This is a genomic window from Holtiella tumoricola, from assembly GCF_027857615.1.
Taxonomy (GTDB): Bacteria; Bacillota; Clostridia; order Lachnospirales; family Cellulosilyticaceae; genus Holtiella; species Holtiella tumoricola.
Genome location: NZ_JAQIFT010000016.1, coordinates 256,765 through 272,330 on the forward strand (window position 1 = coordinate 256,765; position 15,566 = coordinate 272,330).

A 15,566-nucleotide genomic window follows, 5' to 3' on the forward strand; every position below is an offset into this window, starting at 1 on the left:
ACTTACCTCATTTCTCTTAAAGTAATTCGCCGTATTTTTTGACATAAATTTTCTTTAAGACTGTAACAAGTATCATATAACATAATATAATGCCCACTAACCAAGCAAAGTAAATGGGTGGTATTGGATACATACCTATAGCTTCACCAAAGCTTGTGTATGGAATAATCGTTCCAATACCAATTGCAAGTGTTGTAACTAGTGTAACAGGTAAGGAAGCTCTACTTTGAATAAATGGAATTTTTGGTGTACGAATCATATGAATAACTAAAGTTTGTGACCATAGAGATTCTACAAACCATCCTGCATTAAAGAGTGCCATAAATAACACTTTGTCTACACCTGGCTCATGATAATATCCACCACACACCATTGGGCAAATAATAAAGTACATGAGTATATAAGTAATAATATCAAATACTGAACTTGTAGGCCCAATCCATGCCATAAAACTTCCGATAGATGATGCATCCCATTTACGAGGCTTCTTTAAAAACTCCTCATCCATATGATCCCATGGAATAGAAATACAAGAAATATCATAAATAAGATTCAACACAATAAGTTGTATCGCAAGCATAGGTAAAAAAGGTAAAAAGGCACTTGCAACTAATACAGAAAACATATTTCCGAAGTTAGAACTTGCTGTCATTTTAATATATTTAATCATATTGCCAAAGGTTTTTCTTCCTTCTATAACGCCTTCTTCTAAAACATTTAAGTCTTTTTCAAGTAAAATAATATCTGCTGATTCTTTTGCAATGTCTACTGCTGTATCTACTGAAATACCTACATCAGCTTCTTTCATAGCTGCCGCATCGTTGATGCCATCTCCCATGAAGCCTACTGTATGCCCATTTGCTCTTAGTACTCTTACAAGTCTTGATTTTTGTTGTGGTGAAAGCTTTGCAAAAATATTACACTTTTCTACTTCTCGTGTTAATTCTTCATCATTCATATGCTCAATTTCACTACCTAGCAGAAGCTTTTCAACACTTAGTCCCACTTGTTTACATACAGATCTTGTTACGCGTTCATTATCACCTGTTAGCACTTTCACCTCTACACCATATTCTTTTAGAGATGCTATTGCCTTAGCTGTACTTGCTTTAGGTGGATCTAAGAAAGCTAAATATCCCATAAGTACCATATCTTTTTCATCTTTAGTAGAAAATACGCCTTCAGCTGATGGATTTGTCTTTTGTGCAACAGCTATAACACGCATGCCTTGGTCGTTGAGCTGTGCTACTGTTTCAAGAATTTCTTTCTTAATAGATTCTGTTAAAACAGTTACTTCTCCTTTATACTCTGCAAAACGGCAGCGATTAAGCATTTCTTCTACTGCACCTTTTGTTACCATTTGTGTCTTACCAAATTCATCTTCAAGTACAACACTCATACAACGTCTTTCAAAGTCAAAAGGTATTTCGTCTACTTTTTTATAACTAGCAAAAACCTCATCTTTTCCCATATCCTTGGTATATTCAATAATAGCAAGGTCCATTAAATTCTTAAGTCCTGTTTGATAATAAGAATTCATAAATCCATGGCGTAGAACACGCTCATCTTCTTCCCCATGAATATCTAAATGGTACTCTAAAATAACTTTATCCTGTGTCAAAGTCCCAGTTTTATCTGTACATAATACATCCATTGCTCCAAAGTTTTGGATAGAGTTTAAGTTTTTAACAATAGTTTTTTTCTTGCTCATCCTAGCAGAACCCTTAGCTAAGCTTGTAGTTACAATCATCGGTAACATTTCTGGTGTTAAACCTACAGCTACTGAAAGTGCAAAAAGTAATGCTTCTACCCAATCTCCTTTTGTAAAACCATTAATAAAAAATACAATAGGTGCCATAACTGCCATAAATCTAATGAGTAACCATGAAACTGAATTCACACCTTTTTCAAATCCTGAAGCCACTTGGGTAGCCACAATAGTCTGAGATAAATTACCAAATAAAGTTTCATCTCCAACGGCCACTACAACCCCTAATGCTGTCCCACTAATTACATTGGTTCCCATAAAAGCTAAGTTATCACATTCTATAGCAGTTTGATAAACTCTGCCCTTTTTTAGTTCAACAACTTTTTCTACTGGTTCACTTTCTCCTGTTAACGCTGATTCACTTATAAATAGATCTTTTGCTTCTATTATTCTAAGATCAGCTGGTACCATATCACCTGCTGATAAGCATATAATATCTCCATTTACAACTTCTTCTAGCGGAATTTCTACCCTTCCTATTTCCTTGCGTTGTACACAAGTTGTAGTCTTAACCATCGCACTTAGTTTTTCTGCTGCATGACTGGATTTAGTCTCTTGTACAAACTTTAATATTCCACTTACAGCCACCATGGTTAACACAATACCGACCGTTGTAAAGTCTGCTTCTCCACTTCCACTAAGAATCACATCTGTAAATAATGAAATTGTTGCTAATATAAAAAGTACCACTGTAAAAGGATTAATAAATGCACTAATAAAGCGTTTTAATGCAGAATCCTTTTTCTCATGGGTAATACTATTAAATCCACATTCTTCTCTTGCTTTTTCTACTTGTTTAATTTCTAATCCCTCTAATGAAGTCCCCATATTTTCAAGTACAAATGCTTTGTGCTTAGTAGCTATATTTACAAGCCATTTATTAATCACGGCTTCACGTGCTTCTTGTTGTCTTCTCATTCTTTCTGCTTGGTTTTTAAAAATATTCTTTTTCATGTCTAATCCCTCCATTTATTCTTAATAACAAAATTGGATTGACACGAAACCTGTCTATCTAACCTACTCTAGAAAGCATCTATTTAGTTGTCCGTTTGCGGTGAGAAGAATGTTCATACGGCATCTCCTCACTTTTTTCACTTTTATACTGCTTATCAGGTCCCGTGCCGTTACTACTACTTGCGTCCATTCTTCTCACCTCCTTTAAATTAACAATACAAAAAACCCCTTGCCAAAGCATAACAATGACAAGGGGCCTATCGGCCTAATCTAATTCATCGTTCAAGCTTTAGCATCGTAGGGCGGTGAAATTGTGTTAGGTTATGCCTTGGTTTCGACATCCCCTGCTGACCAACTCATAGTGTCTCCACTATTTTGCGGTAACAATCCATATCCCTACGGTAGCCTCACCTACCGAAGTTATTTTGTTGTGATTACATTTCTAATTATATCAAAAAAATCTGATTTTACCAGAACCTTTTTCTTACTTTTTTCTTACTTTTTAATTTTTAGTACTTTAACATTTATAGTCTTGAGTCTATTCACTATACTTAATAATCTTGATTACATTTATTCTATGCGCTTCTTCTTCTAATGTTTCATAAATAATAATGCTTACACTATCATTGCTCAAACTAAAGACTAAATGATTTAATGTACGCCCATCTGAAGTCAATTTAAAAGCTTCATAATCTTTCTTATCAAGCTCTCCCCAACTAAGGGCCTTTACATCTTGTACATTATGTAATTCCATTAAAGCTCTTTCAACATCTACAATTTCATACAGCGCAAATGTTTTATAAATTGATTTTAAACACTCTTGTTCGAATTTAAAATCACTATATGTTGTTTGCCACTTCTCTTCAAGCGATTTTTGCCTTTCTTCTTTTTCATTTTGTATCTGTTCAGTGGTTGCTTCTTTCTTCTTCAGTGCTTCTTGAACTTCTTTAGTAATCTCTTCATGTTTTCTATTAAAGATATCAATATAAGCTCTTGCACTTTTTATCTCTTCTTTACTCATAGTAAGCATACCTTCATAGGTACTAATTTGAGCATCTTTCATACGTACTTCTTTTGTCATACGTTGCTCTTCCATCTCAACTTGCTGAATATGCTCTAAAATATTCTCTTCTGTAGCACTTGATAATATTTGTTCTTGTTCTGCAAACTTATTAAGTAGAGATTCTTTTTCTTCTACAAGCTTCTTAATACGTTCTTTTGTTTCTGCTTGGCTTCCTTCTTCATACTCAATCAATTTATTCTTAGATGTAATATACCTATCATTTTCTAATAACTTCTGTACAACTGCTTCATAGTTCTCTTCATTTTTAGCATGTTGCTGCATCAAGTCTTGATAAGCCTTATCTAATTTTATTCTCTCATCATTTGGTAGCCAACTTGGTAATATTTCTTCCTTACATTCCATTTGTCCACCCATAGCTTCTACACAAAGTACGATTAATTGAGCAAAGAGTTCACGGATCAATTTATTTTTACCTAATGGCATTTGAAGCTCTAGTACAGTCTTGGCATCAAGAGGTTGTTTAACTTGCTTATTTTCTTCCTCCTCTTCACACTCTTCTTTTTCTGTGTTTTCTATAACATTACTAGCTTCTAACTCCATATCATCATCTAGTTCAAAAACTTGAGCATCTTGAATCTCACCTATCGTTGATTCTTGTATCTCTTCTTTGATACTTATTTCGTTCATACTTTCTACTAAAGCTTCTTCTAGTACAGCTTCTACTTTTTCAGTTTCATCTGTTATTTCACCTTCAGCTTCTATTTGCTGCTTTTCAACTTGCTTTCTTAATTCTCTTTGTAATGCTTTCTTTTCTTCTGCATAGCACTTTGTAATTAAATCTGCTTTTTGTGAAGGCAATAATTCTTCTTTGAGCTCATAATGTTCTGCAACTTGATCAATGATAAAAACAGAAAGGGCATCATCTGAATCCTCTGCCTCTATACTTCCTCCTCTTAGTGCATTGCATTTTTCTTTTAAAATGTTCTTAAGATGAATTTCTAATTCTTCGCGTCCTAACATTTGCCAATTAAGCTTACTCTTTTCTAGAAGCTGATCTATTGAGAGCACCTCAGGTGCTTGTAAAGGCGTCTTTTTCATAAGTCCTGTTACTAAATTTGTTGCTTGTACTAATTTTTTTGCGACTTTTTGTCCTGTTTGTTTAGATATGTTGGTCATTGTAAAAGTTTCTAAAAGTGCAATTTGTTCTCTTAGCTCTTCTTCTGAAACCTTTTTTATGCCGTCAAATAAGTTTGCCAAAATCCCATTCTCCTTTTACATACTATTCCTTGTTATTTGAAGGATAATTAAAATTTTATCATTTTTTAACTTTTATAGCTACTCAACTTCTCATATTTAGGTCTTTTTATATGTATTATATAAAAAAAGTGAGCATTTATATTTTTATAAATGCTCACAACTCTATTTAAATGTACAGATTTAAGCTTCAATAGGAATAAAAGCAAATTGTGTTACATCAAATAATCCCATATCTGTTAACTTAATCTCTGGAATAACCGCAAGTGACATAAAACAAAGTGTCATAACAGGTTCCACATGTTCACTAATATGAAGTACTTCATGAGCTGTTTGATGAATACTTCTAAGTTTTTCATCTACCCACTCACCACTTCTATCACTCATAAGTCCACCTATTGGCATCGGCATACTTTCAATCACTTGCCCCTTATTAACAAGAATAATACCACCATCTTGTTTAATAAGCTCTTCAACTGCATAAGCCATATCCTGATCATCTACACCTACAACAATAATGTTATGAGAATCATGAGCCACTGACAAAGCCACTGCACCTTGCTTAAGTCCATATCCTTTAAGAAGTGCTACCGCTACATTACCTGTATCTTGATGACGCTCTACAACTGCTACCTTTACAATATCTACTTCTGGATCATATACAAATTCATTATTCTCATTACGTTTAATTGAAGCAACTTCTTTACTTGTGACTACACCACCTGGAAGAATATTGATGATATGTGCTTGTTCTGAATTAATAGTTAGACGTAATTTATCTACAGAGAAGTCCTTTACATGGAAGCTCCCTTTAGTCGCATGAATATCATGGCGTTCAATAGGTAGCATATACTCACCTTGTGTTGCCACTTCTTGGCCTGCAATAAATACACGTTGTGCATTAAATGCTGTTAAGTTATCTATGAGAACAATATCAGCACGAAGTCCTGGAGCAATAGCACCACGGTCAGAAAGACCAAAGCATTCTGCTGCATTTAAACTTGCCATTTGTAGGGCTATAATTGGATCTATACCTTCTTCTATACACATACGTAAATGATTGTCTAAATGTCCAACACTTAAAATGGTTTTTGGCTGGCAGTCATCAGCACATAGAAGACAGCGTCTACTGTTTTGCATTGTAAGCCCTGGAAGTAATTTTTTCAGGTTATGACATGCAGAGCCTTGGCGAAGAAGTACATATATACCTCTTGCAATACGATCATGCATCTCTTCAATGGTGTCACACTCATGATCTGTACGAATACGTGCTGCTGCATAGGCATTAAGTGCATTTCCAAATACACCTGGGCTATGACCATCGATAACTTTACCATGTTCTTTAGCTACCATAATTTTATCAAGCACATCATCATGACCGCCAATAACACCAGGGAAATTCATAAACTCCCCAAGCCCTAACACGCTTCCGTTTTCAATAGGTGCTTTCATAGCTTCTGCATCAATCACTGCTCCTGCATGCTCAAATGGTGTAGCAGGTACACAAGATGGAAGCATCATCTGAATATCAAGCGCTGTACCTTTAGAAGCTTCTATCATGTAATCTACACCACGAAGTCCACATACATTAGCAATTTCATGTGGGTCTGCAATGATCGTTGTTGTACCATGAGGCACAACTAATCTGCCAAGTTCTTCTGGACTTACATAAGAAGATTCAATATGTATATGACTATCAATATAACCTGGTGTTGCATATTGCCCTTGAGCATCTATCACACGTATACCTTCATATGTACCTACACCTGCAATAAGTTCATCACAGATTGCAATGTCACCTTCTACAATACGTCCATTATATACATCTACCACTTTAGCATTCTTGATAACAATGTCAGCTGGTACTCTACCTGCTGCTACATCTATTAATTTTTTAAGTTGTTGCTTTTCCATTACTTGTCCTCCTTTTTTTGGGTCCGTCAAATTCTAGTTAAATGAAGTCCAAAATACTATATTGCACTCATATTAGCATACTTTAAAGCAAAAAAATAGAGTTTTTCATTAAAAATATGAACATTTTTATTTCACAACAAAAAAATGTTCGATACATCTTTTATCTCGTCCAGTCACGCCTTCATTCAATCTATATATTAATAGAGAAGTACATATAGCGTACTTCCCTATCCTCTCATTTTAAAACTTCAGCCTATAACGTATTGCTCTCTTGAGCTCTGAATCTTTCAATCCACAAATTTCTTGTATCATCTCAAGAAAATCATCTATCTCATCTTCTGTATTATAAAGTCCTAAACTTGCTCTTACCATGCCAGGTTCTGGCCTTTGAGACTGTTGCATCATTTCATATCTTTCCCTATCTGAAACGCCTAATAATCTTGCCACATAAGGCTGTGCACAAAAACATCCATTTCTCACAGCAATACCTCCTCTTTCCGCTAAGAGTTGGTTGACTAGTGAATGATGCATGCCTTCTATATTAAAACTTATCACACCTAATCTAGCTTTATACAAAGGATCACCGTATAACGTAACCTTAGGTATACCTCTTAATCCTGCTAACATTCTATTTTTAAGCTTTTGTTCATGCCTTACAATTTGATTCATACCTACACTGGTCATCATATCAAGTGCAGCTGACAAGGCTATTACTCCTAAATAATTAGGTGTACCCGCTTCCTCCTTATCAGGAGAATCCTTAAAGTATACATCATCATCAAATACTGCTGCTACAGCTCCTCCTCCTTGTACATAAGGCCAACTTTCATTAATATACTCCTTTTTCGCTATTACGACCCCTACTCCAAAAGGCGCATAGATCTTATGGGCAGAAAAGACGAGAAAATCTATATTTTCATCTGCTCTAGTCCCCTTTATTTTGATTGGATAGTGGGCTACTAATTGAGCAGCATCTACAATCAACTTTGCACCATATTGATGTACAATTTGAGCGACTGCATGAATAGGATTAATATACCCTGTTACATTAGAAGCCCCTGTTAGAGTAACATATTGAATACTTCCAGCTGCATTTTTTAATTTCTCTTCTAATTCATCTAATCTTAATAGTCCATTTTCATCTACTTCTATGTAGAATACCTTCGCCATTTTCCTCCATGGTAAATCGTTGGCATGGTGCTCCATTCTTGTAGAGAGTACTTTGGTACCTTCTTTTTGACATAACTCATGAGCTAATAAGTTTAGGCCTTCTGTCGTATTCTTTGTATAAATTACGCAATAACCATCTTCAGGTTTTAAACCAAAGAAATTTAATACCTTTTGCTTACTCTCTTCATAAGACTCTGTACTATAAATAGATTTTTGCCCTGCTCTGTGAACCGCACCGTACATACCTATTTTTTCTTCTATTGTTTCACAAACATATTTAAATGGTGGTGTTGTTGCACCATTATCAAAATTAATAGGCACCTTAAATGATCCATCTGCTAATTTAACAGGTACATCTATACCTTGAAATAATTCCTTATACCCTTCTGCACGTTGCATGTGATCAGCTCCTATATGTTGTTCACTTAAAGTATATTCGGCTTTGCAGAAGAAGATGTAACTTTAGAAAAACTAAAAGACCACTTAGATTTAAGTGGTCTTATTAAATAATTGTTCCATACCTTTATAAATACCTTCGCCAAACTCATGTATTAAGAGGTTTTGATTAACCTTATAAACAGGCTTATAATCCTCTTTCTTAAAAATTTCATTATGTTCATCTGGTTTTACACATCTATGATCTATTTGCAAAGAACCATAGCTTCCCCATCGTCCATATATTTTTGCAAAATCTTCTTCTACTACTGATGTAAAAAATAATACTTTCTTCTTTTTATCTGTAATAAGCTCAATAATTTCTAGCGGATACATCAAACATGAGAGCGGACACAGTTCATAGATTGGAATTTCATGATCTAAGGCATATTTATGTGCCATACATTTATAGACCCCTTCATGAAATACAAGTAAACTACAACGGCCATTACATTCTTTAATAGAACCATCAAAAGAGATAAATCCCCCTTTTTCCATAACCTCATCATAATCTTTCTCATTGAGTCTACGCATTTCTTCTGCTAGGTTACTAAGATGCTTATCTAAATATCTTTGATTCTTTCTGCTCATATCACAAGGACTTCCACAGCAGCAGCCATATTGATAAAGTTTGGTACATTCAAAACAATTAAGATTAATAAGAGCCCCAATCGCTTCTATATCTACTATATAAAGTTGATCATCTACATCTATTGTTGCAAGTTGCCTACTATTTAGATAATCTTTAAATGCTTCTAGATCGTCTGCTGCTCGTTCATCTAAATCATAATATTCTGCTGACCATAAACTCTCTATAACTTTTTCTACTCTTATTTCCTGAGTAATGCTATGCCCCTCTAGTCTTTCCGCTTGAGTTACTACTAAGTAAAGTTCTACACCTGAAATCACCTTTCCTAAACCTTTATTCAAGGATTTAGTCGCCTTATAGACATTGATATTATTCTCTAGCTGGATATCTAGCTTAAAAGCATCTGGTTCAAAAAATATGTCTATGAACTGGGCCCCTTGTTCCTTACACCATTCTTCTATAAGTTGCTTAATTTTTTCTTGTGCTCTGTCTTGTATCTCTTCTTCAACTTTCCATGTGACTTGATAATGCCACTTTGTCTCTTTCTTATTTTTCATGTAAAAGTCCCTCTAAATAACGTTTCTTATATTTAATACGTGCCATTTTTGTGATGTCTTTAATAATATTAAAGTTGCTTACACCACCTACTACGCCAACAATAGGAATACCTTGAATAAATTTTGCTATCAACATAGCTTCTGCCAGGCGAGTCGAGGTTTCCTTAATCGCATTATCTATGCTATAAGGAAGTGTATCTGCCATTCTATTGCCTACTGCAATACGCTCTAACTTTCTATTGTAGTCCTCTTGAACATCTTCCTTAGTAACGCCTGCACAAATCATATAAAGAATATAAAGTTTCTCTCTATCTGTTGTATAATCAAATCCATAAGATAAACTAATCTCATAAATACTCTTTAAGATCATTCCTATAAGAATAGGTATATCTGGGATACCTATTCCTAATGCACCTAATAGACTCCCTTCAACTGTAGAAATAAATTGATTACCTCGTACTGTTTTTGCTGCGCCTTTATCAAGCTCATTAATATTTTTATGATTCATTTGATTCATAATCATATAATGCTTTACATCGAAGTCCTGAAGCTTAGATTCCTTTTTATAAGTCTTCTCTATTAAGCCAACGCCTTTTTCAAATACTACTTTAAAACCTGTCTCAAACGCTTTTTCTAACGTTTGCTGAAGTTTAGCTGGAATCTTACTTTCTATCTTCTCTTGAATAGGTGAAACTTTATTTTTAATAAACTTTATCTCTTTCTTACTAAGAACTTTATTTTCCTTTTTTTCTACTTTATCAAGTTGTTTCTTAATCAGCTTATATTTCTTTGCTTGGTTATTTTCCACTTAAAACGCCTCTTTTCTAACCTTCATCACTACAAGGACATATACTATGCATGAGTAATGCGAGTTCCTCTTTACTTAACGTCTCACAATAGGCATCAAAATGCTCTTCTGAACAAAAATATCCAACTTTGTGGTTAAATGGTTCTCCTTGGATTTGTTGATTACAATATAAACATTTCTTTTTATTATTTATTTTCATGATATTCCTCTCTTTGTGTATTTATCTCTTTTTTATACTATCTAATTAGCGGTATAGAATTTGACTTGTTCTACTACACTTGGTGTATTAGGAATATTAATCCCTTGTAAAATTTGCTCATAAAAATCCTTTACATCTTCCCATCTATAATAAGGTCTTTCATTACTTCCTGTGGGGAACGGAATAGCCTTTTCATTATAAAGCATCTTAACTAATATCGGCTGATTTTCTTCTCCTTTATAAAAAATCCACTGAATATTAGCTGCCATGGGCGCAATACATTCATCTTTCCAAAACTTAGACACTGTATTGAGCTGATCCGTTTGTCTTCCCCATGTTAATAAATCTAATAAACTTGCAAAAGGAATAATAGTTTCTGCATGAGCAAACCTTAAATCTGCAGAGACATCCCCGCTTTGAAGCGCTGCATCACTTTTATCAATAAAATCTCTTAACAGTGCAAATGCAATATTTGTTGGTAAGTCTTGCCCCATATTGCTTGGCCCTTTTTCTAAGTAATTTTTAAGATTTTCATTTTCCCAATAATACTTAAGTGTACATTCATCAAAATACTGACCAAGACCTAAATCCACCTGCATATTATAGGTATTTGCATAAATACTATATAACGTTGTTGCCAAATCCAGAGCCTTTGTAGGTGTTAGCCCATAACTTTCCTTAATAAACTTTGCCATAAAAGGGGTAGAGACATCTTCTCTTTTCGTAAAAGTAGCAAGTTCTGCTTTCCACTTTCCCTTTTCTTTATACTGAATATAGGCTTCATTAAGATCAAAAAATCTTAATAGTGGATCTACTTCTCCATTTACATATGTTGTAATAGGTTTTCTTCCTATATAATGACTAAGTTCTTTTATAAATGCATCCATACTTTGTTTTGCCCTTGTTACATAGGTGGAAACGGCATGCACCTGTTTTCCAAAAACTGTAGGATAATGGGCATACATACGTTTAGCTATTCCTTTTTGTTCCTGTACACCAAAAGGTGTTAGTAATCCGTACTTACCTTGTGAAAGTGCCATAAATCTTCTAATCTGCCTTCTGAGCTGCTTCCCTTCTTGGGTAAGTTCATTTTGCTTATAAGCTTCACTGAGCACTTTGTAGAGTTCTTGGGCACCTTTTGAACTTGTCACATATCTTGATCCATGTCGACTTAAATGACTAATATATACAGCGTGATAGCCACTAGGGGCTTCTATCTCACTTTCAGGGGTATAATAATAAGGTGTTTCTGTTCCTAGATAACACCTAGCCATCGGTAAACTCATCTTATCATCTCCTTAGAAAGGTCTTCTAAGGAAATTATATTCTAGCTCACCTTTTCTCATGAGTTAATGATTTCATGGATAGCCTTTTGATAGGCTACTTTATCATACATATAAACTTCTACATGTTTTGCTCCTTCTATAAGGCATAGCCTATCTTGCATACTATTTCTAGCTTTATACATTCTCTCACTCATTGTATATGGAATAGTTACATCTTCTTTACCATGAATAAAGGCAACTGGCCCATTATAATGTATAACCTCATCAAGGGGATTAGCTTCATCTAAGTTTAGCCTATATCTATATTTAATCCAAAAATTGATAATTTTATAAGTAAGCTTAGCCGGCAAATGTGCAAAAGTCTTAAATTGATATTGCAATACTTCCATTGCCCTCGTATATGGACAATCCGCTACAACAAAAGCTATATCCTTATATCTACCTGCATACATCAGGGCTGTTGCTGCACCCATAGACTGTCCATGCAAACCAATTCGAACAGTTTCTCCTTCTATTTCACGAAGCTTATTAATCCAAAGCCTTACATCCTCAACTTCACAAAGTCCATAAGTTGGATAAATACCCTCACTCTTACCATGACTTCTTGCATCAATGGCTAAAATATTATAACCATAATCTCCATAAATCTGAGCCACTTGTAAACTCATCAAATGGTTACCTGTATAACCATGAATCAATAGAACAACCTTCTTTGCATCTGGATGAAAAGTTATATATTCTCCTTGTAACTTATAACCTTCTTGACTCGTAATTGTTATTTCCTCTTTAGAAAGCGCCTCATAATCTGAACGCTTGTACACCTTTCTATGTTCAAGTTCATTAAAGGCCTCCTCTTCTGTTTTACGCCCTGCAAAAAATATATTTTTAATAGCAAAATGCCCAATACTTAACCCTACTCCTATAGCCACACAACTTATAGCTATTATGCCTAATACCATATTTCTTCTCATATCCTCTCTTTCTACATCTACCCACTTATTTTTTCTATCATATATAACTTTTATTATACTGTATAACTGACATAAAAAAAGGTTTATTACATGGTTTTTAATCCATGTAATAAACCTTTTAAATTTTATAATCTATGCTTCATAAAATACACTTTTAGGCTTACCGCATATTGGACATAGATAAGTATCTGGTAATTCCTCAAAAGGTACTTCTCCATCATAAATATAATGACAAACTGAACATTCATATTGTACTTGTTCTTTTGTAGGTTTAACAGATCCGCCTAATGATACAGGTTGTACTTTACCTGCTTTTAAATCTCTATAATAGGCATAAGTCATTGGTTCACCATTTATAAGCTTAGTCGCATCTATAACTTCTCCAATAAAAAGAGTATGTGAACCTAAATCTATTTGCTCTACAACTTTACATGAAAATGTAGCAATACTATCTTTTTCTATAACAGGAGTACCTAAAGTATCTACTTTGTACTCAAAATCTTGGAACTTATCAACACTACGTCCACTTTGGAAACCAAAATGTGCAATAGTATCTAATGATGCATGTTTACCAAGTACTGATACTGTAAATTTCTTAGATGCATCTACCATATAATGTGTTAAATTACTTTTTAAAACTGTTACACTCACACGTGCTGGCTCTGCTGTAAGTTGCGTACAAGTATTAATGATACACGCATTTTTTGCACCATTATTTTCTGCTCCTAAAATAAATACACCATATGTTAATGTAAATAATGCTGTTTGATCCATTCTTATGCCCTCCACTTTAATATGATAATATTATAATAACATATTTTGTTTATTTAGTAAATAATAATTATTATCCCTTATAGAAAAATAAGTTCCTTAAAGTTCTCTCTATACAAGAACTTTAAGGAACTGTGATTATTAATGCTTTAACTCATCTAGATGACGTTCTAATACTTTAACTAACTTTTCTTTTAAAATACCTTTATACGTTTGAGCTTGATTGTGGGGCATACAAACTTCCTCCTAATAGGCTTTAAATATAGTATGAAGTTCCTTGCATACTCCTATGTGTCTTCTAGAAATAAACCAATTTTTACCAACCTCTTTATATCTTTTCAATATACTATACAATGGTAATAAGTTGATGTTTATATAGTTCTATCACAAGCCCTAGTACTTGTTCTTTACATGTAATTTCATCAATCTCATATTCACCTAACAGGTATTTTACAACTTCTTCAATCCTCACGGGTTGCTCAGTAAGATCCCAGATATGTGTTGCTATTTCATTAAGCATGAAGTAGCTGCCTGTATCTAAGTTCATCATAATTTTTTCACCATCAATATCAGATGTATCTATGTCTTCTATTTGCTTAATAGTCGTCTCTAATGTAATCTCCCTTATTTCTTTCATATTTACTCCCCCCTTTTATGTAAATTCACTTGATTCTATTTGATTCCATCCTATTTGCAAATCTAGCAATTTCTTTATATGTTGTCCGTCACCTATTTTCTACTATTATATTCTTTTTTGCTAATATCGTTCCATATAAATCCTTATCGTATACATAAAGGAGTGATAAATGGTACATTCCGTTATCACTCCTCTCATCAAATAATTTTATTATTTTAAGCCACTTTTTGCTTCAACATCTGTATCTGTCTATCTCTTACATGATAAATTAAATCTACAATACACCCTACACTTGTAAGTGCTATGGTCGTAATCTTGAACCAACTAAATAACATGAGAAAAATCCCTAGCCCAATTCCTTTTGTTATACTTATAGATTGGGTCTTTGTATAAATAAATTTGCTGACTAAGCTCTGTGCATCTCTCAATATAAAATAAAGTGCAATCCACTGTATCGCTCCTAGTACAGTTTTTAAATAAAGTGGAAGTGTTACAAATTGCAATGCTTGTATACCCAATAAATAGATAATCCATCTATAGGTCGTTCCCTTAGAACAGCATAAGTAGCCTGCATATGTTCTAAAACCCTTAATCACTTTAAATTTTTCTTTTGTTGTTCCATAAAGAATACGCAACTTATGACCGACAAAAAGCGTCCCAATATAAGCAATAATACTCGTACCTACTGGCAAACTGGCAAGACCTATAGAAACTGCAATCTCTTTTACTACATCTGGAACCGGAAAAGGTTCTAGCGTACGCCAAAGTTCAGTAATCAAACTCATACCTAAAATATTTTCACAATAGACATCTATAAAGATAACAATAAAAGCCCCACCTACCGAGCACCACAGTAAATCATCCATAATTGTCGAATCCTTACTAAGAGCTACACTACATATGAGCCCAATCATAATACCTTGAATCATCCAAATAGCCGTAGGCAAATCCCCCATACCAAAGAAAATAATCAAAACCGAAATCATCCCACATAAACTGGTATACTTAAACCCACATTTCAAGTAAACAAGTCCAATTAGAACAGGAAGTCCCAAATCTATAAAGATTGTATATCCAAGACCTGTCATCATTACAAACAAAGTCATGGCTACAATCACAGCAGATAGCATTCCTGCATAAGTTAGCTTTTGTGTATTCATTATGTTTCACCACCTAATTGGACATTATAAACTTCTTATGTGAAATTTATGTGCATATCTTACTTATTA

General features: G+C 34.0%; 12 protein-coding genes and 1 riboswitch. All 12 genes read right to left on the bottom strand.

Going from position 1 to position 15,566, the window contains the following annotated elements; translation table 11 throughout:
• Positions 1–16 precede the first annotated feature (16 nt).
• The 12 genes from mgtA to PBV87_RS04815 all read right to left on the bottom strand — a co-directional run bounded on the left by mgtA (position 17) and on the right by PBV87_RS04815 (position 15,497).
• Positions 17–2,722, bottom strand: a complete 2,706-nt coding sequence (mgtA, locus tag PBV87_RS04760) for a magnesium-translocating P-type ATPase (RefSeq protein WP_271011314.1) — start codon at positions 2,720–2,722, stop codon at positions 17–19.
• Positions 2,723–2,989: 267 nt separating this feature from the next.
• Positions 2,990–3,148: riboswitch (M-box (ykoK) riboswitch) on the bottom strand.
• Between the two features lie 112 nt (positions 3,149–3,260).
• Entirely contained in the window at positions 3,261–5,003 is a 1,743-nt protein-coding gene (locus PBV87_RS04765; RefSeq protein WP_271011315.1) for a hypothetical protein, read from the bottom strand.
• 180 nt (positions 5,004–5,183) lie between these two features.
• Complete coding sequence (gene ade / locus PBV87_RS04770) at positions 5,184–6,914, bottom strand: adenine deaminase (RefSeq protein WP_271011316.1); 1,731 nt, start codon at positions 6,912–6,914, stop codon at positions 5,184–5,186.
• 240 nt (positions 6,915–7,154) lie between these two features.
• Entirely contained in the window at positions 7,155–8,483 is a 1,329-nt protein-coding gene (locus PBV87_RS04775) for an aminotransferase class V-fold PLP-dependent enzyme (protein WP_271011317.1), read from the bottom strand.
• Positions 8,484–8,573: 90 nt separating this feature from the next.
• Positions 8,574–9,665: a hypothetical protein gene (locus PBV87_RS04780; RefSeq protein WP_271011318.1), complete on the bottom strand. Its 1,092-nt coding sequence runs from the start codon at positions 9,663–9,665 to the stop codon at positions 8,574–8,576.
• On the bottom strand, positions 9,655–10,473 hold the full coding sequence (locus PBV87_RS04785; RefSeq protein ID WP_271011319.1) for an EcsC family protein: 819 nt from the start codon (positions 10,471–10,473) through the stop codon (positions 9,655–9,657). Before PBV87_RS04785 ends, PBV87_RS04780 begins: the two co-directional genes overlap by 11 nt.
• 16 nt (positions 10,474–10,489) lie before the next feature.
• Positions 10,490–10,672 carry a hypothetical protein gene (locus PBV87_RS04790; RefSeq protein ID WP_271011320.1) on the bottom strand — a complete coding sequence of 61 codons (183 nt, stop codon included), beginning with the start codon at positions 10,670–10,672 and terminating at the stop codon, positions 10,490–10,492.
• Positions 10,673–10,713: 41 nt separating this feature from the next.
• Positions 10,714–11,958 (bottom strand): histidine-type phosphatase, encoded by a 1,245-nt coding sequence (locus tag PBV87_RS04795; protein WP_271011321.1) that lies wholly within the window; start codon positions 11,956–11,958, stop codon positions 10,714–10,716.
• Between the two features lie 56 nt (positions 11,959–12,014).
• Positions 12,015–12,929, bottom strand: a complete 915-nt coding sequence (locus PBV87_RS04800; protein WP_271011322.1) for an alpha/beta hydrolase — start codon at positions 12,927–12,929, stop codon at positions 12,015–12,017.
• 132 nt (positions 12,930–13,061) lie between these two features.
• Positions 13,062–13,703, bottom strand: coding sequence for a flavin reductase (locus tag PBV87_RS04805; protein ID WP_053984363.1), 642 nt, complete (start codon positions 13,701–13,703; stop codon positions 13,062–13,064).
• 343 nt (positions 13,704–14,046) lie between these two features.
• The gene (locus PBV87_RS04810) at positions 14,047–14,337 is read right to left on the bottom strand and encodes a lasso peptide biosynthesis PqqD family chaperone (protein WP_271011323.1); all 291 of its coding nucleotides are present in this window, start codon (positions 14,335–14,337) and stop codon (positions 14,047–14,049) included.
• Between the two features lie 215 nt (positions 14,338–14,552).
• On the bottom strand, positions 14,553–15,497 hold the full coding sequence (locus PBV87_RS04815; protein ID WP_271011324.1) for a hypothetical protein: 945 nt from the start codon (positions 15,495–15,497) through the stop codon (positions 14,553–14,555).
• Between the last annotated feature and the right edge of the window lie 69 nt (positions 15,498–15,566).